The following is a 20,545-nucleotide window of genomic DNA, read 5'->3' on the forward strand; positions in this document are numbered from 1 at the left end:
TTCATCGCTCGCCGCTCACGTTGGGATACGTGGCCGGATCGTCGTGCAGCGTGCGCAGGGTGGTGACCATGTCGCGATGCAGGTGATCCGCCGCCGGCACCGCGTACCAGAGTCCGCCCGACGTGTGCGTTTGACCGATGTAGCGCACGCCCGTGGCGGGGACGCCCGCCTCCGTGAGTCGACGGACGAAGGCCTCGCCGTCGCCGCGCAGCGTGTCCAGCTCCGACGTGTACACGACGGTGGGTGGGAAGACGGAGAGGTCCTTCACGAGCAGCGGTGAGGCGTATCGGTGCCGGGCGGTGCGCTTCGAGCGTCCCAAGTAGCCGCGGACGAGCTGCCGTCCGATGCGACGCAGGATCGCGCCGGGAACCTTGATGTCCGCGGCCCCCACGTCGGCATGGTGCATCGTGAGGTCCAACGCCGGTGCTTCCAGCGCGAGCAGGCGGATCGGGTGCCGGTCGCGGTCGGCGTTCATCAGGACCACGGCGGCGGAGAGGTTGCCGCCCGAGGATGCGCCGCCGATCCCGACCCGGTTCGGATCCCCGCCGAGTTCTCGGGCATGAGCGATCATCCACGCGAAGGCCGCATGGCACTGCTCCGGCTGGGTCGGGAAGCGTGTCTCCGGCGCATGGGAGTAGTCCGCCGCCACCACGATGACGTTCGCGTCCTGCGCTCGACGGCGGAAGATCGCGTTCCAGCCCACCCAGTCGATCCCGGCGAGCGTGAATCCGCCGCCGTACAGCTGCAGCACGATCGGCAGTCCCGCGCCGGGTGCGGCGCGCTCGCGGTCCGGCCAGTAGACGCGCAGCCGCACGGTGCCGTGACCGGGCACCGGAATCGTGTGGTCTTCGCTCGCGGTGTCCGGACCGCTGATGCCGAGCTCGCGGTTCGCGGCGACGTCGAAGGCCGCGGCCTGCTCTCGGCGTGCGACCGGATCGGTGGGCTGCTTCGTCTGGAACGGCTGCAACCGTCGTTCGGCGGCGCGCACGAAGGCATCGGTGCGGGGGTGGGTGGCGTCGGACATCCTGCTCCTTGATCGACTTGGCCCCATCGTGGAGGATCGAAGAACTTCGATGAACTGCTTCGTGAGGACTTCCGCATGCGTGCCGCGCCCGAGAAGGTCACCGTCTACACCGTCGCGAAGCGCGCCGGTGTGAGCATCTCGACGGTGTCGCTGGCCCTGAACGCGCCGCATCGCGTCTCGGAGGCGACACGGCAGCGCGTCGTGGATGCGGCGACGGCACTCGGATATCGCAGCGGACGCGGCGGACGTTCGCCCGAGTCCGGGGCCCTCCGGATCGCCGTGGCCGCGCCGTTCACGAGCTATTCGTCCTACTACCGTCGCCTGTCCGGCATGCTCGCGGTGGAGGCGACCGCCAACGTCGAGCTGCTTGCTCACGACCTGGACTCCGCCGCCAGCGCCACCTCGCCGCTGTTGGACGCCCTGCCGGCCCGTCCCGGAGTCGACGGGTTGATCGTCATGGGGGTGCCGCCCGGAGGCGCGGCCCTGCGCGCGGCGCGGCAGGCTCGGATGCCGATGGTGCTGGTCGACGTGCGGCGGGAGTCGGCCGCACTGGATGACCTGCCGACCGTGCTGGTCGACGATGAACGAGGCGGTCGGCTCATCGGCGAACACCTCCGGGATCGGGGCCATCGACGTGCGGTGTTCGTCCACGAGCGCCAGCTGTCGCGGGACTACCTCTCCAGCGGAATGCTCCGCGTTCGCGGGCTGCGCGGGGGCCTGGAGCTGGTCGACCTTCCGATCACGCCGGGGGAGGACTTCGACGACCGGCTCGTCGCGACCGTCCGCGCGGATCGGGCGGTGACGGCGGTGGTGGCGAATCACGATCTGCTCGCCGCCGGCGTCTGGCGTGCGCTCACGCACGCGGGAATGTCCGTCCCGGACGATGTGGCCCTGGTCGGCTACGACGACGGCGACCTCGCCGCGACGCTCGACCTCACGACGGTTCGCCAACCCTTCGAACAGTCCGGCCGCACCGCCCTCGACGTCCTGCTTTCGGTCATCGCCGGGCGAGATTCACACATCTCGCGGATCGAGCTTCTGCCCGAGCTCGTGGTGCGCTCCACGACGTGACACTCCCGGCGTCGCCGGTTCGCAACGCCCCCGGCGACGCTGTAGGATCAGATGGTTGCCGCCTCGGCGGTGATGCAACTGAACATCGGGATGTGGCGCAGCTTGGTAGCGCACTTGACTGGGGGTCAAGGGGTCGCAGGTTCAAATCCTGTCATCCCGACAGATAAGCCCTGGTAGATCTGAGGATCTGCCAGGGCTTCGTCGTTGGTGGAAACGGATGGGGCTCCGAAAGGGCTCCGGTTGCCCAAAGGCTGAGCGATAGCATCCGAGCGTGAATGCCTTCCTCCTCGCCGCAGCGGACACCCCTGCCGGATTCGACTGGTCCACACTCATCACTCCGGGATTCACTCTGCTCGGCACCCTTGCCGGTCTCGCGATCAGCAACTGGTTCGCCACCACCCGAGAATTGCGCACTGCCTCGGCTACGCGACAGCACGAGTTGACGATGCAGCAGCTATCACGGCAGCTTGAGGCCGACACGGCTCACGCAGATAGGCGGCTGGAGGCGTACACGACGCTGATCGCGGAGATCACTGGGCAGCCAGAGCGGAACGAACGCAAGATCGCTGAGGCCCGAGAACGGGGAGAGAGCGGAGGATTGCTCTACGCGACCGAGATCAGCACGGCGCTTGCGCGAGCTCAGCTGCTCTCGACGGGTACGGAAGCGCAAGCTCTTGAGAAGGCGGTCAACGACTTCACGCGGAGCTACAGCGAGGACGTCGGTACCGCGACGCGAGCTATTGTGGCAATCTACAGAGGCGAACGAGCACCAGTCGTGGACGGGCCTCAACCGCCGATCGCAACGACCTGACCGGGCGGGGCGCTCCCCGACGCAACGTGAGCCGAGAACGCGGAGCGGTGGGCGCTGTAGGCCCTCTTGCGCAGGTGGGCGTACATCTTGTTGGTGATTACTTCGGACTCAGGGCCCATCGCCGCAGAGAGCCCGCAAATCGTGAGCGCCCGGGACTCCAGAGAGCGCTTGGCGAAGGTGCGGTGAGCCCGTGAGGCGCAGTCCCGGCAGTCCCGCGCAGTCGCACGCTGGCTTGAAGGTGTAGCGGTAGAAGCCCTTGGGGTCGAACTCGCGGTCGTAGCTGATCGTGTTGTGCCCCAGGACCTTCCCCGGCGACAAGCTCGCCTCCAGGTTCTGGCGGTTCCGGTGGGATCGGACGTGCATGACGAGGTCGCGGAACAGCGTCTCGTCCAAGAGACGACGTCGTCTTCGAGATCGAGCTCGTGAAGCAGGTCGAACTCAACGTCGACTGCATCCTGATGTTGGTCGAAAAGTACCGCGCCAGCTTCGGCGAGGGCAAAGATCTACAAGTCCGCGCCCAGATCTTCCGCGCGGTGGACTCGAGCCCGAGCCTCCGCTCGAAACGCGACCTCGTCGAGTCGTTCGTCGACTCGGTCCCGGCGGACGGCACCGTTGATGAGCAGTGGCAGGTTTTCGTGGCTGCTAAGCGTGAGGCAGAGCTCGAGGCGATCATCGTCGAGCAGAAGCTCAAGCCTGAGCAGACCCGCGCCTACGTCGAGGCTGCCTTCCGGGATGGACAACTCCGCACGACGGGCACAGAAATCACTCGTAGCCTGCCGCCGGTGTCTCGCTTCAACCGCGAGGCTGGTCATGGTGACCTTAAGCGGCGCGTTATGGGAGCCCTGACGGTCTTCTTCGACCGGTTCTTCGGTCTCGGTTAGGAGGCGGTCGGTGGGGAGCTGACGTCTTCGACTGGTACGCGCGCGAGCGCGATCTTCGTGAAGCCGAGCCGATTCAAGTCGCGGACTGTTTGCATAAGCGTGAGTCGGCTGAAGAACGGAAGCCACTCGATGCCCTTCGCCTTCGAGTTCGCGATCACTGCGTAGGTGACGGTGACCTTGTCTCGTTCGGCGGCTGCGCCGCTGGGTGGCACCAGCGCGAGCCAGCTTGACGCGTCTCTGGACCCGGCTGCTTTGGTTATGGCTGCTCGCACTTGGTTGCGAAGCTGGCCATCGACGAGCGTTTCGGCCGAGACGTGCCCCTGCGCGAACAGGTGGCTCAGCTTCGACGAGCGTGACTTTCGCTTGACGTGGATCAGGGATCCGTCGGTCGCGATGAGGTCGCAGAATTCGATTCTCGTTGTTGCGCCGCTCGGCGCGACCAATTGCTTGTCGAGGAGAGCGAGTTCGGCCGATCCTGCTGCTGCTCGTGCGTTGTAGTCGCCTTCCGACTCACCGGGACGTCCAGGCGGGAGCGCAACCGTCATTTGGGGTATCGCGGAGACTACCGAGTCCACCTGCTTCACTAGCGTGTTAGCGATCTCGAACCATCGCCCCTCAACGAGGGCATAGAGCTTGTCAATGACTCGCTGTTCGGATACGAGGCACTGGTACACGCTCCAGCGGTCAACGGCTTCAGCGCTGCTGATGAACTTGACAGCGACCTTGCGCTGTTTGAGCTGCCCGACGGTCGTGTCTGCCGTTTTTGTCCCTGGCTGCTGAAGGTATCGGTCCAGGTCGAGTTCGACGAACTGGGTCTGGCGGCGGGTTGGCGCGATCAGGAAGTACTCAATATCTTCCCAATCGAGGTTCTCCGGCATGGCCATGTGCGTCGAACTCGTGTCACTCCCTCTGAGCTGATCGACTAATTGAGCATCAAGACGCTCCACGAGCGTGGGATCTTTGACTTCAGCGAGATGGTCTACCCACCCGAACGCGGCTTGGTACTTGGTCGCGGTGTAGTGACCGTAGATATCGCGAAGTAGCTTCGGGAGATCCGTGACAGGTGACGCGACCCCGAGAACCAAGGCGTCTGCGCCGCTCACGCCCTTGTATCCGGTAGCCGCAGGAGCGATCCCTGTCACCGCCCGCACAATGTCGCGGAGAACGTCCACCCCGAACGCTGGAAGCTCGGCCGTCCGACTGGTCTGCGTATTCTTTGACACCACCATCTCGTCGAAGAGCTTCGTGTCGAGGCTGCGGATCTGCGTCTCGTCGATCAGGTTGAGCGCAACCTTGAGGCCAAAGCGTCGTTCGATCTTGGCCTGATCGAGAAAGCTCCGGCCGTAGCCGAACGTTAGCGCGAAGGTGTGGTTGTCTACCTGCAGCACGAGGAGGCCAGAGGCCGAAGCTGACTGCACACCGCGGATGCCGCCCTCAACGGCCGGCTCGACGTACTTGGCCCAGCTCGGCGTGCTCGGAAAATTCTTCTTGGAGTAGAAGCGGCCGGTAAGGCCCGACGCGTCGGTGAGTTCACCGATCTGCAGACTTGGCCCAGCATCGTCGTCGATGGCGTCATCGACCTGGTCGACGTCCCGCAGCAAGAAGATGGTCAGGCGTTGAGTACGCACCTTGGCGTCACCTCCTCGTTGACAGCTCTCGTGAGATTATCGAAAGTGCTCCATCCCGGCAGCATTGACACGACTGCCGCTGGGAATGACAGAGCAGAGTGCGCGCAGGTTTTGCAGGCAAGACCTCGGCGTCGAATCGTCTTCGGCGACAGCACAAGCGGCTCGTGCGGGAGGATCGCCGGGCCCCGAGCTGAGTGACCGCCAACCGGTTCCGCCTCTGTCAAGCGAACGTCTCCCGTACCTGTGTGTAGCAAGCGACGTGCACAAAGTGAAGGGGCGAGCTGTGAAATGAACCTCAGATGCCTGCCAGCGAGTCGAGCGAGCGCCGTCGCCACATGGCATGAAACGGCGCCCTCTGCTCAGTGGAGAGGCCCAGAAAACGCGGAAAGCGCCTCAACCGTCTACCTGGGGGTCAAGGGGTCGCAGGTTCAAATCCTGTCATCCCGACAGCATGGGCTGTTGGTGGAACTGTTTGCAGAACTTGCCTGATGAAAGGGGGCCGGACTCCGCGTGATGCGGATCCGGCCCTCTGTCGTTGTTTCTGAACCCACGGGTTTGGGCAACCGACGGCGCCGAGTGCGCGCTCGCGCACCGGTACTCCCGACAGCATGCCGCGCGGCATCGGGGTGACCTGGCCGGTGAGCGCCGCCGGATGTCGGGCTGACGGGGCGGGCGGCTACTCTGTGCGTATGTGTTCGCCGGTTTCGTCGTGGTGGTGGCTGCGGTAGCAGCCGGTGACGCATGTTTCCTGGGCTGCACGGCAGCCCTCGAATCGGTCGTGGTGTCCGTCGTGTAGCCCTCAACAGGGAGGGTGATGATGGATTCTTTTTCTGCGACGGTGAGTCGGATGGCGGCGTTGGAGGCGCGCGTTGCCTCGGATCCGGGGCGCTTTCGGGTGCTGACGGGGGAGCGTCCAACGGGGCGGCTGCACCTCGGGCACTATTTCGGGACGGTGCGCGAGCGCGTCCGGTTGCAGGGCCTCGGCGTCGAAACGGTACTTGTTCTGGCGGACTATCAGGTCATCACAGACCGGGACACCGCGGACAACGGGGCGACGAACGTCCGGGACGCGATCCTGGACTACCTGGCTGCGGGCATGGACCGGGCGGCGACGACGATCTTCACGCACTCATCGGTGCCGGCGTTGAACCAATTGCTCCTGCCGTTTCTGAGCCTGGTCACGGAGGTGGAGTTGCGTCGCAACCCGACGGTGAAGGCGGAACTGGCGGCGTCGGGTCGGAGTCTGAGCGGGTTGATGCTGACGTACCCGGTCCATCAGGCCGCGGACATCCTGTTCTGCAAAGCGAACCTGGTTCCGGTGGGGAAGGACAATCTCCCGCACGTCGAATTGACCCGGACGGTTGCACGCCGGTTCAACGACCGCTTCGGGGCGGTGTTCCCGGAACCAGAAGCGCTCATCACGCGGGCTCCGGAAGTGCCCGGTCTCGATGGGCGGAAGATGTCGAAGAGCTACGGCAACGCGATCGCTCTGTCGATGACGGCCGACGAGACGGCTGCTGTCGTTCGCAGGACGCTGACGGACGCTGAGCGGCGGATCACGTTTGATCCCACTGGTCGGCCCGGGGTGTCCGCACTGCTGACCACCGCCGCGCTGTGCACCGACAGCACTCCGGAGGCGATTGCGGAAGAACTCGGGAACGGTGGTGGGCGGGCGCTCAAAGAATTCACCATCGAGGCCGTCAACACTCGTTTCGCTCAGCACCGACGCCGGCGGGCGGAACTCGCGAAAGACCCTGGTCTGATCACCGATGTGCTCAACGCCGGCAACCGGCGCGCCAACGAAGTGGCGGAGGCGACGTTGGACGAGGTCCGGGCGGCGATGGGAATGAACTACTCAGCGCCGTGAGGCGACCACTTCGAGCATGCGGGAGACGACGTCGTCGCAGTGTGCCCGCATGCGGGAGGCACCGCCGTCGGAGGCTCCGCGGCGGGGAGTCTTCGGTTGGGGGCATACCGACGCTTGCTGAGGTGAGAGGACGGTTCTCGCTTCGACATTGTCGTTTCGGGAGTCAAGCGCGACCCTTGGAGTGACGGCAGGAAGCAGAATCGAGGTGCGACCATGAGTGCACAGTTGCTTGCCCGATTGCCTGATCTGCTCGACGGCGGCGACGTTCAGCTCACCCGTTTCGGCGAGGCCTCCGATGTCGCTTCGCTCTTCGTCGTTCTGACCGCCGAGGTCTGGACACATATCCCTGGAGGCGAGCCCGTAGACGTAGAGGATCTGCGGGCCAGGATGCTCGGCAGGATCGCGAAGACACCGTCCTGTGTGACGTGGCTCATCTACCTCGACGGAGCGCTTGTGGGGACGACTTCGCACTTCGGGCAGCCAGATGGGTCGGAAGCCCTGGAGATCGGTGCGACCTACATGGCGCCGAGCACGTGGGCAACAGGGCTCAACGCTCGAGTCAAAGAACTCATGATTGCGGCCGCACGGGAGAGCGGGGCAAAGCGGGTGCTGTTTCGGACTGACGAGCGCAACGTTCGCTCAGCCCACGCGATCCTCAAGCTGGGGGCCCGTGCAGTCGGAACGCGACGTGAGGAAATCATTCGTGCTGATGGATCGCAGCGGCCCAGCCTGTTGTTTGAACTGGACATTGGCTCGTCAGACGCAGTGAGAGCGCCTCGGCCACACCCGCGCGCCCTTCACCTTCCGCAAGCCGCCGAACTGCGTCATCCACCGGGGCCCGAGGAACGACGCCCATAGTGTGCAGCGGAGAGCGTGCACGGGCGGCGCGGCAGGGCCGCGCTAGCCCGAATGGATTGCCGCGGTCGTGCACGGGGCGAAGCGAGTTCTCACGCTTCGGCTCCGTCCGGACCGTGGGTCAATCCACCGCGCCTTCGGCGACCCAGCGGTCGAAGAGTGCGATGTGCTCCGGGGACCAGGCACCGTCGCAGGGCATCGACCCGTCATGGAGACGTTGGGCGATCGCTGAGGCGTGCGTGCGCACGTCCGCCGCCGACCAGAGGTCGAATGCTTTCCGCATGGCCTCACGGTCGGACTCACGGAACAGGGGTTTGATGTCCTCGCTGAACGTGATGGTGCCGTTGGAACTCATCGCGCCTCCCTCGCTTCGGTGACCCGGACACAGGTCACCTCACCAATATGGCACCATCCGTCGGAGATGGGTCGACAGAAGCCGCGAAGACAGCGATCTCATAACGAGATCGCCGGCTGCCTCGCCGCGTGCCGGCGGACCCCCAGACCTCGGCGGGTGATGCCTTCCCGAGCCGCCGGCGGCCGAACGTGTCGACCTCGTGATCGCGGGTCAGATCGGGGCGCTCGCGGAAGCGGAGGCGTCGCAGGATGGACGTCGGGGAGAGGCTGCCGGGGCGCCCCGCGATCCCGTCCGAAGGCGGAGATCGCGGGGCTCTTTCGGGTTGCCTACGACTGATCAGCCGTGGTGCGAGCCCGACTTCGCGGCCGACAGCTTGGGCACCAGCAGGGCTGCGACGAGACCGACGACGGCGACGGCGGCGCCGATCCAGAAGCTCGTCGTGAATCCGTCCTCGAGGGGGAGGCCCTGGGCGGAGACCTGGCCGCCGATGACCGCTCCCACGACGGCGGTGCCGATGCTGCCGCCGATCGTCCGTGCGATGGTGTTGACGCTTGTGGCCTCGCCCGTCTGCTCGGCCGAGACGTTCGCGACCACCGCATTGATAGCGGACGAGAGCATCAGGCCCATGCCGGCACCGCTCAGTGCTCCCGCGAGCGTGATCTGCGTGACGGTTTCGTGGGATCCGACGGCGTAGAGGAAGGACGCGACGAGGATCACGCTCCCGAGAACGAGCGGGACTTTCGGACCGACGAGTCTGATGAGGATTCCTGCGATGACGGCGAAAGCAGCGAGGGTGCCGATCATCGGGAGGAGGAACAGGCCTGCCTCCGAGACGGTCTTGCCGAAGCCGAAGCCGGTGACCTCGGGCAGCTGCAGCATGGTCGGGATGAGCACGAACGACGCGAACATCGCGAAACCGACGATGGCGGCGCTGACGTGTGCGGTCCAGACTCCGCGCTTGCTCAGCAGACGAACATCGATCAGCGGCTCACTCACCTTCAGTTCGATCAGGACGAAGACGACCAATGCGACGGCTCCGCTGACGAACAGCCAGACGGTCTTGCTCGAGTCCCAACCCCATTCAGAGCCCTTGCTCACGGCGAGCAGCACCGTGATGAGAGCGATGCTGAGGACCGTCGCGCCCAGCAGGTCGAGCCTGCCCGACGCCCGGTGCGATGCCTCTTGGATTCCGAACATCGTGCCGATCAGCGCCACGAGAACGACGGCGCCGGGCAGCCAGAACAGCCACTCCCACGAGAAGTTCTCGACGATGGGGCCGGCCACGAGGATTCCGATGCCCGCACCGATACCGGCGATGGCGGACAGGATGCCGATCACGGTTCCCATGATCGAGGGCGCCAGCTGATCGCGGACGAGCGCGATGGACAACGGGAGGACGGCTCCGGCAGCGCCCTGGAGCACGCGGCCGAAGATGACGAGGCCGAGGTTCGGGGCGAGCGCCGAAATCACCGTTCCGGCGAGCGTCAGCGCGAGCACGACGACGAGGATCTTCTTCTTGCCGGTCATGTCGCCGAGCTTGCCGAGGATCGGGGTCATGACTGAGGCGGCGAGCAGGTACGACGTCATGATCCAACTCGTGGACGCCGTGTCAGCGTCGAACGCCGTACCGATCGTCGACAGCGCCGGCGAGACGAGTGACTGGAGCACCGCGAAGGACAGGTTGGCGAGCGCGAGCACGGTGATGATGACGGCCGCGCGCCCGCCCGTGGCGTGTGCGGGCGTGGGGTCGGTTCTCAGAAGTGTCGGTGCGGATTGCATGCACGATTCCTTAAGGTAAATGACTGTTTACAACAATGCCTCTGGTACGGTAGCACCTAAGTAATCGCACGTTTACATCGTGCGCTTGGCTCACAGGAGAATCACGATGGCCGAAGAGACCGACCGGTCCACGGTCAGGCACGGACGCGCGGAGGCGACCCGCGCCAAGTTGCTCGCGTCGGCTCGTGTGCTGTTCGCGCGTGGTGGGTATGCCGCGACGACGATGCGCGACATCGCGTCGGATGCTGACGTCAACGTCGCGCTCGTGAACCGGTACTTCGAGTCGAAGGAGAAGCTGTTCCAACTCTGCTTGGCGCAGGTGGACACCGAGCTGAACGAAGAGATGTTCGCGCAATCGGCGTCGACCGAAGCGGTGCTGCGCCGAATCGCGTCTCATGTCATGGCTCCACAGGACACGAGGGTGGCGCTACGGCTGCGATTGCTGTTCCAAGCGTCGGGAGATGCCGAGGCGGAGCGTATCCGCCTCGAGACGCTCCGCGGTTTCATCGACCGATTGCTGCTCGTGGGCGGCGATCAGCCGGTGTCACCCGAGCGAGAGGTGCGCGCGCATCTGGCCTTGGGGCTGGTCATCGGCAGCGTCTTGCTGCGCGAGGAGGGCCGACTCGAGATGGTCAGTCGTGACGCACCGGACCTGCTGGAGAGCGAGCTGGTGGGCACACTCGCGCATCTGCTCGCGAACTGACGAGCATCCGTCGCGTGCCCGAGGAATGACGCGGGTCGGTGAGCGCGTCACCCACCCTCCGGAACCGTGTACGCGCGGCGGATCCCGCCGTCCACCGGCAGATCCGATGCCGTGAGATAGCTGCTGTCATCCGACGCCAGAAAGGCCGCGACCGCAGCCACCTCCGTCACGGTCGCGAAGCGTCCCGTGGGGATGTGCGCGAGCCGTTCGGCCAGCGCCGCCGCCGGCAGCCGCGCGAACATCGCCGCGCTCTGCGGGGATTCGACGGGGCCGATGCTCAGGGAGTTCACTCGGACCCCCGACGTGGCCAGGTGCACGCCGAGATCGCGGGAAATCTGGATCACCGCGGCCATCGCCGCCGAGAACGCGGTCTGCGCTGACGCCGCGCCCATCTCAGCGAGGAACGACCCGGTGTTGATGATCGATCCGCTCGCCTGGCCCCGCGTCACGGGGACGACGTGCTTGCACGTCAACACCACGGGCGTCACGAGATCGTCGAACACCGCGCGCCACGTCTCCATGGAGCTCGATTCGAGGCTGCGATCCTGCGGGTTGAGCGTTCCGGCATTGTTGTAGAGCACGTCGACGCGACCGTGCTCGGCGAGGATCGCGGCTACGGCCTGCTCGACCTCTGCCTCGTCACGCAGATCCGCGACGTGCAGGTGATCGACGCGACCCGTGCCGTCCTGCCGGTCGATGCCGATCACCACGGCTCCCTCGGCGCGGAACCGGTCGGCTACGGCCTCACCGATCGCGCCTCCCGCGCCGGCGATCACGGCGAACCTTTCCCGCCAGACGTCCCACCATGGCGTCATCGTAGACGCGCTGGCGGCGGCGAGGGACGGCATGCGATCGATGCGTTTGGGAGATGCGTCCGGCGCTGACATTTGACCATCGCTCGCGCGCTCCGCGGATCAGCGCGGTACTGATCGCGTTCCCGCTGCCGGGAAGCCGAAGGCCGCGGGACGTTCGGCCTCATCGTCCTCGCTCGTCGGTACCGGGAACGACGAGGCCGGACTCGTAGGCGGCGATCACCAGCTGCGCCCGGTCGTGGGCGTCGAGCTTCATCATGATCCGCTTCGCGTGCGTCTTGGCCGTCAAGGGTGAGATCGTGAGCGTCTCGGCGATCTCGTCGTTGGAGAGGCCTCGAGCGATGAGGGCGAGCACTTCGGTCTCCCGATCGGTGAGGACGTCGGGGAGAGGATGCCGGGGCGTCACGGGCGCGGGAGCGTTCAACGACCTGTCGATCAGGGACCGCGTCGCCAGCGGGGAGAGCAATCGGTCGCCCGCGTGGATGGTCCGCACGGCACGGACGATCTCGGACGGCTGCGCACCCTTCCCGAGGAATCCCGACGCGCCCGCGCGCAACGCCGCGAACAGGTTCTCCTCGTCTTCGAACGTGGTCAGCACCAGCACGCGCGTACTCGTGAGTTCCGGCGTGCGGACGATCGACCGCGTCGCGGTGACCCCGTCCATGCCGGGCATCCGGATGTCCATGAGCACGACATCGGGACGGTGCGCGATCGCCAGCGCGATGGCCTCTCGGCCGTCGGCGGCCTCGCCGACGACCTCCACGTCCGCTTCGTGACGCAGCAACGCGACGACCGCCGAGCGGATGAGCGCCTGGTCGTCGACGACGAGCACGCGAATCATGAGGACGTGCCTTCGATCGGCACCGTGGCGGCGAGTTCGAATGCGCCGTCGCGATGGTGGACCGCGAGCTCGCCACCGATCTCCGCCAATCGTTCCCGCATGCCCACGAGGCCGTGGCCATCCGCTGAAGAATCCCGCGAAGCCGGTGCCGCCGGGTTCGCCACCGTGATCGTGAGGGACGACGGCGAATAGTCGAATCGGAGATCCGCCGTGCGGTCGCTGCCGTGCTTGAACGCGTTCGTGAGCGCCTCCTGAACGACCCGGTATGCAATTCCACCGGACTTCTCGGACAGACGGACGGGCTCTCCCGACACCTGCTGATGAACCTTCAGACCGCTCTGCGCGAAGAGTCGGAGCAGTCCGTCGACGCGACCGAAGTCGGGTTCTTCGACGATGTCCCGATCGGCCGACTCCCGCAAGAATCCGAGCATCTCGTTCAGCTCTCCGAGCACGCTCCGCGCGGCGTCTCCGATCACGGCGACCGCCGTCTCGGCTTCCTCCGGGGCATGCCGGATCGCCTGCTCAGCGACTCCGGCCTGCAGATTGATCACGGCGATGCGGTGCGCGACCGAATCGTGCAGGTCCCGGGCGATGGCCAGGCGATCCTCGGCGACGCGGCGCCGAGCTTCCGCCTCTCGGGATTCCTCGGCGCGCCGCGCACGTTCGCGGGCTGCCGTGAGGGCGTCGAAGTAGTAGCGGATGGCCGACCCGAGGGCGGCGGCGAAGCCGATGACCACGGCGGGCAGAATCGTCGCCGGCTCGATGAGCTGGCGCGCCCCGAACCCCGCTTCCGCGACGGTCAGGGCGAGCGAGGACATGACGATCATCATCCCCACGGCGAGCCAGACGGTCTGCGTCCGCGATCGGTGCCGCGCCACGCTGTACATCGCGATCGCGACGGGGAGGATGAGCGCCGGTGTCGAGGGGAGGGTGAACACGGCAGTGGCGATCGTCACCGCGGCGCAGGCGAGCAGGACGAGGATCGGGAAACGTCGCCGACCGAGCAGCAGCAGCCCTTCGAACGCGAGCACGGGCAGGACGCTCAAGGCGTGCGGATTCGGTTGGTCGCGGATCGTCGGCGCGAACGCGGTTGCGCACACGAGCGCGATGATCACGAGGTCGACGGCGACCGACCGGACACGGTGAGAATCACCCATCGTGCTCCCTTCCGTCGGTCGCCGGACATCTTCCGTCAAGCATCGCGCAATCGCGCGAACCCCCGCATCCCCTCGCCGGCGCACCGCCTCCTACCCCCGACGGGGTATGCAGGTGACCGTTCCCGGGGGACGACGGGGATCTCGCGCTCGACAAGACTCGATCTGCGGGGCCGGACACGGTGTCCTGATCGCTCGTTGGGCGGCCGGCAAGGAGAGAACCAGAACATGTCAGAAGCGGTACTGGAGGTCCGGGATCTCCACAAGTCGTACGGAAACGGAGCCGACCGATTCGACGCCCTGCGCGGGGTGTCCCTGCGCGTGAAGCCCCAGGAGAGCCTTGCGATCGTCGGCAAGAGCGGTTCGGGCAAATCGACGCTCATGCATCTGCTCGCCCTGCTGGACCGGCCGACCTCGGGGGATGTCCTCGTCAGTGGACGGAACGCGCGTGACGTGCGCGGAGGCGAACTCAACCGCATGCGCAATGCGGAGTTCGGCTTCGTGTTCCAGCAGTTCTTCCTGAACGCCCATGCGAGCGTGCTCGATAACGTCATGCTTCCGCTGGTCATCGCGGGAGTGTCGCGTCCGAAGCGCAAGCAGCGGGCGCTGGAAGCTCTGGACCGGCTGGGGCTCGCCGACAAGGCGCGCAACCGTGCCAACGACCTCTCCGGCGGGCAGAAGCAGCGCGTCGTCATCGCCCGAGCGCTGGTCAATGAACCGCGCGTGATCTTCGCCGACGAGCCGACCGGGAATCTTGATTCGACCACGGGTGCCGAGGTCGAGGGCATGCTGTTCGACCTGCACCGCGAGCAGCGCATCACACTCGTCGTCGTCACCCACGATGACGACCTCGCCGCCCGCTGCGAGCGGAGGATCACGATGCGCGACGGGCTGATCAGCGACGTGTCGGAGGTGGCGGCATGAAGACCGGGGACCTCATCAGGGCCGCGATCGCGAACACCTTCCGCAGCAAGCTGCGGACCACGCTCACGGTCATCGCGATCTTCATCGGCGCGTTCACCCTCACCCTCACCACGGCGGTGGGTACGGGGGTGTCGAACTACGTGACCTCCCAGGTGGCCTCGTTGGGGACGACCAATTCCCTCACGGTGACCAAGACGGTGAGCGCCACGGCGGTGACGGGCTCCGGACCGCAGAAGTACGATCCGGACGCGGCCACGAGCGCGTCCGGCGCGCGCGCGGCCGGCGAGCGCTCCGCCGCACTGAGCACCGACGACCTCCAGACCATCCGGGACGTCTCGGGCATCACCGGCGTCACCGGCACCGCGCCGTTGCGGCCGTCGTGGATCAGTTATGCCGACAACGGCAAGTGGGTCCTGTCGATGAACACGGTCACGGGGCTGAAGGCCGATCTCGCGGCGGGTGCGCAGCTGGATGCCGCGTCGACCGAGAACCAGGTCGTGCTGCCCACCACTTATCTGTCGAACCTCGGTCTCGGGGACGCCGCCGACGCGGTCGGGAAATCGGTCACGATCGGCGTCGAGGACTACACGGGCACCATGCACGAGGTCACCGCGACCGTGGTCGGCATCGAGAACACGAGCCTGTTCGCGTCCGGAGCGTCGGCCAACGACGCGCTGCGCACGGCGATCGAAGACGTGCAGAACACCGGCAAGCCGGCCGCCGTCGCGACGTCCTACGGCAGTGCGACCGCCACGTTCTCGGCGTCCGCCGATGCTGCGCAGGTCAGCGCCATCAAGGCGAAGCTGAGCGATGCCGGCTTCACCGGGATGACCATCACCGATCAGCTCGGCAGCATCACGACGGTGATCAACGGCATCGTCGGCGTGCTCAACGCCTTCGCGGTGATCGCCCTCATCGCGGCGGGCTTCGGAATCGTCAACACCCTGCTGATGAGCGTCCAGGAACGCACCCGCGAGATCGGGCTCATGAAGGCGATGGGCATGGGCGGGGGACGGGTGTTCACCCTGTTCAGCCTGGAGGCGGTCTTCATCGGCTTCCTCGGCAGCGCGATCGGCGCGGCAGCCGCGATTGGCCTCGGCACGCTCGTGAGCACCCGGCTCTCCGCGACGCTACTGTCCGATCTGCCCGGGCTGCACCTGCTCCAGTTCGCAGTGCCCTCGGTGGCGACGATCATCCTCGTCGTCATGGCGATCAGTTTCGTCGCCGGCACCCTTCCCGCACGCCGCGCCGCACGGCTCGACCCCATCGAGGCGCTCCGCTACGAGTGATCACGTCGATGCCGGCCACCAGGCGGCGTTCCCGGGCCGGGGCCCGCGTGGCGATTTCGGTCCGGTCAGGCCCGGGGAGACGGCCCTGGAATTCTTCGGTGCGCGGACGTCGTACGCCCAGCTGGGTGATCAGGTGAGCCACGTCGCCGGAGGGCTCCGCAGAGCCGGGGTACGGGCCGGAGATCGCGTGGCGCTCGTCCTGCCGAACTGTCCGCAACACGTCGTCGCGTTCTACGCCGTCCTTCGGCTCGGCGCGATCGTGGTGGAGCACAATCCGCTCTACACCGAGCATGAGCTGTGCCACCAGTTCGCGGATCACGGCGCGAAAGTGGCCATCGTGTGGGACAAGGTCGCCGACACCGTCGCCGCATTCCCGGACGAGGTGCGCCCCCGCCGGGTCTTCAGCGTGAACATGACGACCGCGATGCCGCGGGGCAAGCAACTGGCGTTGCGCCTGCCGATCGCGAAGGCGAGGCAGGCCCGCGCGAAGCTCACGGCGCGGCCACACCACCGCGGCATCACCCCGTTCACGCCGCTGCTGCGCGGGCGTCCGGTGTCACGGCGGGTGCCGGGACCGGCGCTGGATGACATCGCGCTGCTGCAGTACACCAGCGGCACCACGGGAGATCCCAAGGGGGCGATGCTCAGCCACCGCAATCTGCTCTCCAACGCGATGCAGGGACGCGCGTGGGTTCCCGGATTGCTCGAGGGGAAGGAGACGTCCTATGCGGTCCTGCCCCTGTTCCACGCGTACGGCATGACCCTGTGCCTGACGACGGCCATGAGCCTCGGGGCGAAGGTGGTCCTGTTCCCGACCTTCGAAGTGGGCCTCGTGGCCGACGCGGTGAAGCAGAGTCCGCCGACGTTCCTGCCGGCGGTCCCGCCGATCTACGACCGCTTGACCCTGGCGACCGTCAATGACGGCCTCGATCTGTCAGCCATCCGCTTCTCGATCTCCGGAGCGATGAGCCTTCCGATGGCGACGGTGGAGCGCTGGGAGGAGGCCACCGGTGGTCTCCTGGTGGAGGGTTACGGGATGACCGAGGCGTCTCCGATCGCGCTCGGCAATCCCATGGGCCCGACCCGTCGCCCCGGCACGGTGGGGGTGCCGTTCCCGAGCACGACGATCCGTGTCGTCGATCCCGACGATGTGAGCCGGGACGTGGAGGCGGGGGAGCGCGGTGAACTGCTCGTTCGTGGTCCGCAGGTGTTCTCCGGCTACTGGAACCGGCCGGAGGAGACCGCCGCGGTGCTGCTGCCGGGAGGGTGGCTGAGGACCGGTGACATCGTCACGATCTCGGCGACGGATTCGTCACGGTCGTGGACCGGCGCAAAGAGCTGATCATCACGGGCGGATTCAACGTCTCCCCGACGGAGGTGGAGGAGGTGCTGCGCGGTCATCCCGATGTCGAGGACGCTGCGGTCGTGTCCCTCCCGCGCAGCGACGGCTCGGAGATGGTCGCCGCCGCCGTCGTGATGACGGACGGGGCGACCTTCTCGGCGGAGGCCCTGCGGGACTACTGCCGTACCCGCCTGGCCGCGTACAAGGTTCCGCGTCGCATCGACGTCGTCCCGGAGCTGCCGCGGTCGCTGATCGGCAAGGTGCTGCGCAAAGACTTGCGCGAGCAGCTGCTGAAAAGCGCGTAGCCGCCGATCACGCCGGGTCCACCACCGCGAGCTCGAGCTCCTCGATCGGAGCGTGCGGCTTGTTCTTCCGTGGTCAGAGCGTGGAAGGCGACGTACGCTGGCCTCCGTGGACGCGTCCGACCTCGCCGCCCTCCGGGGCGGCCTGCTCGCATTCTGCTATCAGATGCTGGGCTCACCCTTCGATGCGGAGGACGCCGTTCAGGATGCGCTCGAGCGGGCGTGGCGCGGCCGGGCGTCGTACGACCCCGCCCGGGCTGCGCTGTCGACGTGGGTGTATCGAATCGCGCGCAACGTGTGCGTGGACCGGCTCCGGGACGCTCCGCGACGCCCGCTGCCACGAGACCTCTCCGATCCGGGCATCGAGGTCGGCGCACCGCTCGAGCCGGCTCTCGACGTGCCGTGGATACTGCCTGCGCCGACCAGCTGGTGGGCCGACTCCGAGCCCGAGCGAGCGGTCTCGGAGGCGTCCGGAGTGCGGCTCGCCGTGACGCTCGTGCTGCAGGCCCTCCCGCCGCGGCAGCGCGGGGTTTTCATCCTGCGCGAGGTGCTCGGGCACTCTGCGGCCGAGACCGCGGAGATCCTGGACACGAGCGTGCCGGCCGTGAATTCGGCGCTGCAGCGCGCGAAGGGCGCCGTGGCCGAACGCGCAACACGCCCCGCGCCGCTGCGCCGCGAGACGGTCGAGCGCTACGCGCGGGCCATCGAGCGGGCGGATGTCCGGGCTCTCGCCGCGCTCGTCGCGGACGATGTGCTGTTCGAGATGCCGCCGGTGCCGCGCTGGTCGATCGGACGCGAGACGTATGCGGCGTTCATGGCGGCGCTGTTCGAGCGGCAGGGCAGCGGGTGGCTGACGAGGCCGATCTCCGCAAACGGACAGCACGGCATCCTGCTGCTGAAGGTCGCGGACGGCGGACCGGAGCCGCACACGGTGCAGCTGTTCGCGGCCGACGCGACCGGCGCAGCGATCGGGCACGTGCTGGTCTACCGGGACGAGGCGCTGTTCACGCTTTTCGAGCGTGAGGGCATCGTCCCCACCTGACCACCGGCCATGGATGTTCCCGTGACCGATGAGTTCTGCCCCGTTCGCCCGTAGACCATTGTGAAGCCCCTCCGCGGCACGCGCACCGGGGCACCACAGGGAGCACGACATGGCACGCATCATCGTGGCGCAGTTCATCACCCTCGACGGGGTTGTGGAGGACCCGGACGGCTCGGGCGGCACGCCGTTCGGCGGCTGGTGCTTCCGGCATGGGCCGGAGGCGATCGCGGGGGACAAGTTCCACTACGGCCCGATTCTGGAGACCGGCGTCTTCCTCTTCGGACGGCGTACGTGGGAGGCGTTCGCGGCGATGTGGCCGCCGCGCGATGCGACGGATCCCTTCGCCCGTGCTCTGAACGCGGCGGACAAGGCGGTCGTCACGGGAGGCGACATCGATCTCGAACGCTGGCAGAACTCGCGGCAGGTCGCGGCGGATCCGTTGGGCTGGGCGCGGGAGACCGCGGCCGCGCGCGACGTCATCGTGATCGGCAGCGGTTCCCTCGTCGAGGAGTTCGTCCGCGCCGGAGCGGTGGACGAATACCGCCTGCGGGTCTTCCCGACCGCCACCGGCGCCGGTCGGCGGCTGTTCCCGGACGGCGCAGCCCTCGACCTCGTCAGCGTCGAGCAGGTGGGGCCGACGAGCCTCGTGATCGCAACACCGTCCCGGTCGTGATCGCGCGTTCGCGGCCTCGACGGGGAAGGACGCGCCCTCGTCGACGACCGTGCTCGGGCAGAGGGGGGCACGACCGACGTCGGTGCCTCCCGCCACGGGGATCGGGCCGGTGCGCTGCTTTGGCAGGACGGCGATGCCGTCGTGGCTGCATGAGGCCACAGCGGCGCCACCACGATCCGGAGCCGCCGGGGCGGACCGCAGCTGCCGACTCGGTAGTGTCACAGGATGGGACCGGATACCGAAGCGATCGAGTTCGACGCCACGATCGGCGTCGACGTCAAGGGTGAGATGTGGAACTGCGTCGAGATCCCCGACTCCGCCGTCCGCTTCGGCACGGGCAGGTCCGTGCGCGTGGACGCGCGCATTGACGAGGTCAGCCTGGAGAACGTGAGCGCCATGCCGACCGGCACCGGGGGACACATGGTCTCTCTGAACGCGAAGGTGCGGAAGGCTCTCGGTAAGGGCATCGGTGACGATGTCCACGTCCGCATCACCCGGCGCGCGTAGCCGGCTCCTTCTTGCGGCCGAGGGTGACGGCGTGGCCTTCGTAGGTCGGTTCGGTGGCCGCCTTGAGCAGGAAGTCCGCGACGGACGCGCGGGAGATGGCGTTGGCGCCGACGGTGTTGGGCGCGTCAATAGCCTCGACATAGGGCGCGAGCGGCCCGTCCTTCAGCGCGCCCGGGCGGGCGACCGTGAGCGGAACCCCGGACGTGCGCAGCGCGGCGATCGCGGCACGGTGATCCGCCAGGGTTTTGGCGAGGAGCTTCATCACGATCTTGCCGGACAGCCCCGGCATCTCGCCGTCGACGCCGGCGGACGCGCACCACACGACCCGCTGCACGCCGCTCGCGGGCAACGCGGCGGCGAGGTTCGTGGCCATCCGGCGCAGCGACGTGTCCTTGTCCGGACCGGCGGTGGACCCGAGCGCGGAGATCACGACGTCGTGTCCGGCCAGGGCTCGAACGTCGTCGGCGTCGAACGCATCACCCTGCACGATCTCCACGTCGGGCGTCGTCACCTTCGCGGGAGTGCGGACGAAGGCGGTCACCTCGTGGCCGGCCGCGACGGCCTGCTCGAGGACGTGGGTTCCGACGCCGCCGGTGGCCCCGAACACGATGATCTTCATGTCCCGAGCCTAGAGCGCCCGGCCACCGTCGATCGACGGTGGCCGGGCGCAGATGGTGCCGGTTCG

Annotated in this window: 18 protein-coding genes, 1 tRNA gene and 2 pseudogenes; 13 read left to right on the plus strand and 8 right to left on the minus strand. The window is 67.2% G+C overall.

Annotated elements, in window-relative coordinates; all coding sequences use genetic code 11:
• Position 1: 1 nt before the first annotated feature.
• Complete coding sequence (locus BN1193_RS03160) at positions 2-1,024, minus strand: alpha/beta hydrolase (RefSeq protein ID WP_094770247.1); 1,023 nt, start codon at positions 1,022-1,024, stop codon at positions 2-4.
• Between the two features lie 75 nt (positions 1,025-1,099).
• Between BN1193_RS03160 and BN1193_RS03165 the strand changes: the two genes are divergently transcribed.
• The 4 genes and pseudogenes from BN1193_RS03165 to BN1193_RS03185 form a co-directional block, all read left to right on the plus strand.
• Positions 1,100-2,095, plus strand: coding sequence for a LacI family DNA-binding transcriptional regulator (locus BN1193_RS03165; protein ID WP_040164054.1), 996 nt, complete (start codon positions 1,100-1,102; stop codon positions 2,093-2,095).
• Between the two features lie 86 nt (positions 2,096-2,181).
• A tRNA-Pro gene (locus tag BN1193_RS03170) sits at positions 2,182-2,255 on the plus strand.
• A gap of 111 nt (positions 2,256-2,366) precedes the next feature.
• Positions 2,367-2,906, plus strand: coding sequence for a hypothetical protein (locus BN1193_RS03175; RefSeq protein WP_040164055.1), 540 nt, complete (start codon positions 2,367-2,369; stop codon positions 2,904-2,906).
• Positions 2,907-3,301: 395 nt separating this feature from the next.
• A pseudogene (locus BN1193_RS03185) lies at positions 3,302-3,787 on the plus strand (type I restriction endonuclease subunit R, EcoR124 family); the annotation flags it as partial.
• On the opposite strand, the gene BN1193_RS03190 reads toward BN1193_RS03185, so the two are convergent.
• Complete coding sequence (locus tag BN1193_RS03190; protein ID WP_040164058.1) at positions 3,784-5,415, minus strand: DUF6119 family protein; 1,632 nt, start codon at positions 5,413-5,415, stop codon at positions 3,784-3,786. The pseudogene BN1193_RS03185 and the gene BN1193_RS03190 sit on opposite strands and share 4 nt — an antisense overlap.
• An 817-nt stretch (positions 5,416-6,232) precedes the next feature.
• On the opposite strand from BN1193_RS03190, the gene trpS reads away from it, so the two are divergent.
• The gene (gene trpS / locus BN1193_RS03195) at positions 6,233-7,282 is read left to right on the plus strand and encodes a tryptophan--tRNA ligase (protein ID WP_040164584.1); all 1,050 of its coding nucleotides are present in this window, start codon (positions 6,233-6,235) and stop codon (positions 7,280-7,282) included.
• Between the two features lie 213 nt (positions 7,283-7,495).
• The gene (locus BN1193_RS03200; RefSeq protein ID WP_094770249.1) at positions 7,496-8,140 is read left to right on the plus strand and encodes a GNAT family N-acetyltransferase; all 645 of its coding nucleotides are present in this window, start codon (positions 7,496-7,498) and stop codon (positions 8,138-8,140) included.
• A 118-nt stretch (positions 8,141-8,258) separates the two neighbouring features.
• Here BN1193_RS03200 and BN1193_RS03205 read toward each other — a convergent pair whose 3' ends face one another.
• Together BN1193_RS03205 and BN1193_RS03210 are read right to left on the minus strand one after the other, a co-directional pair.
• On the minus strand, positions 8,259-8,492 hold the full coding sequence (locus BN1193_RS03205; RefSeq protein WP_040164060.1) for a hypothetical protein: 234 nt from the start codon (positions 8,490-8,492) through the stop codon (positions 8,259-8,261).
• A gap of 336 nt (positions 8,493-8,828) precedes the next feature.
• Positions 8,829-10,271, minus strand: a complete 1,443-nt coding sequence (locus BN1193_RS03210) for an MFS transporter (RefSeq protein WP_052460382.1) — start codon at positions 10,269-10,271, stop codon at positions 8,829-8,831.
• A gap of 106 nt (positions 10,272-10,377) precedes the next feature.
• Between BN1193_RS03210 and BN1193_RS03215 the strand changes: the two genes are divergently transcribed.
• Complete coding sequence (locus tag BN1193_RS03215) at positions 10,378-10,974, plus strand: TetR/AcrR family transcriptional regulator (RefSeq protein ID WP_052460383.1); 597 nt, start codon at positions 10,378-10,380, stop codon at positions 10,972-10,974.
• Between the two features lie 47 nt (positions 10,975-11,021).
• Here BN1193_RS03215 and BN1193_RS03220 read toward each other — a convergent pair whose 3' ends face one another.
• The 3 genes from BN1193_RS03220 to BN1193_RS03230 form a co-directional block, all read right to left on the minus strand.
• A complete protein-coding gene (locus tag BN1193_RS03220) occupies positions 11,022-11,861 on the minus strand; it encodes an SDR family oxidoreductase (protein ID WP_094770250.1) in 840 nt (279 codons plus the stop codon).
• Between the two features lie 88 nt (positions 11,862-11,949).
• Positions 11,950-12,627 carry a response regulator transcription factor gene (locus BN1193_RS03225; protein ID WP_040164062.1) on the minus strand — a complete coding sequence of 226 codons (678 nt, stop codon included), beginning with the start codon at positions 12,625-12,627 and terminating at the stop codon, positions 11,950-11,952.
• A complete protein-coding gene (locus BN1193_RS03230) occupies positions 12,624-13,784 on the minus strand; it encodes a sensor histidine kinase (RefSeq protein ID WP_052460385.1) in 1,161 nt (386 codons plus the stop codon). The genes BN1193_RS03225 and BN1193_RS03230 overlap by 4 nt, the downstream gene beginning before the upstream one ends.
• A gap of 225 nt (positions 13,785-14,009) precedes the next feature.
• Here BN1193_RS03230 and BN1193_RS03235 point away from each other — a divergent pair, with 225 nt between their 5' ends.
• From BN1193_RS03235 to BN1193_RS03260, 6 genes and pseudogenes are all read left to right on the plus strand, one after another.
• Positions 14,010-14,705 carry an ABC transporter ATP-binding protein gene (locus BN1193_RS03235; RefSeq protein WP_040164064.1) on the plus strand — a complete coding sequence of 232 codons (696 nt, stop codon included), beginning with the start codon at positions 14,010-14,012 and terminating at the stop codon, positions 14,703-14,705.
• Positions 14,702-15,994, plus strand: coding sequence for an ABC transporter permease (locus tag BN1193_RS03240; protein ID WP_040164066.1), 1,293 nt, complete (start codon positions 14,702-14,704; stop codon positions 15,992-15,994). Before BN1193_RS03235 ends, BN1193_RS03240 begins: the two co-directional genes overlap by 4 nt.
• An 82-nt stretch (positions 15,995-16,076) precedes the next feature.
• Positions 16,077-17,641, plus strand: a pseudogene (locus BN1193_RS03245) (long-chain-fatty-acid--CoA ligase); the annotation flags it as partial.
• 106 nt (positions 17,642-17,747) lie between these two features.
• The gene (locus BN1193_RS03250) at positions 17,748-18,680 is read left to right on the plus strand and encodes an RNA polymerase subunit sigma-70 (protein ID WP_230206397.1); all 933 of its coding nucleotides are present in this window, start codon (positions 17,748-17,750) and stop codon (positions 18,678-18,680) included.
• Positions 18,681-18,789: 109 nt separating this feature from the next.
• Positions 18,790-19,353, plus strand: a complete 564-nt coding sequence (locus tag BN1193_RS03255; protein ID WP_040164068.1) for a dihydrofolate reductase family protein — start codon at positions 18,790-18,792, stop codon at positions 19,351-19,353.
• Between the two features lie 225 nt (positions 19,354-19,578).
• Positions 19,579-19,860 carry a DUF1905 domain-containing protein gene (locus BN1193_RS03260; protein ID WP_040164070.1) on the plus strand — a complete coding sequence of 94 codons (282 nt, stop codon included), beginning with the start codon at positions 19,579-19,581 and terminating at the stop codon, positions 19,858-19,860.
• On the opposite strand, the gene BN1193_RS03265 is transcribed toward BN1193_RS03260, so the two are convergent.
• A complete protein-coding gene (locus BN1193_RS03265; protein ID WP_052460386.1) occupies positions 19,844-20,479 on the minus strand; it encodes an NAD(P)-dependent oxidoreductase in 636 nt (211 codons plus the stop codon). The two genes, BN1193_RS03260 and BN1193_RS03265, sit on opposite strands and share 17 nt — an antisense overlap.
• Positions 20,480-20,545: the final 66 nt, after the last annotated feature.

It is taken from the genome of Microbacterium gorillae (assembly GCF_000826185.2).
Lineage (GTDB): Bacteria > Actinomycetota > Actinomycetes > Actinomycetales > Microbacteriaceae > Microbacterium > Microbacterium gorillae.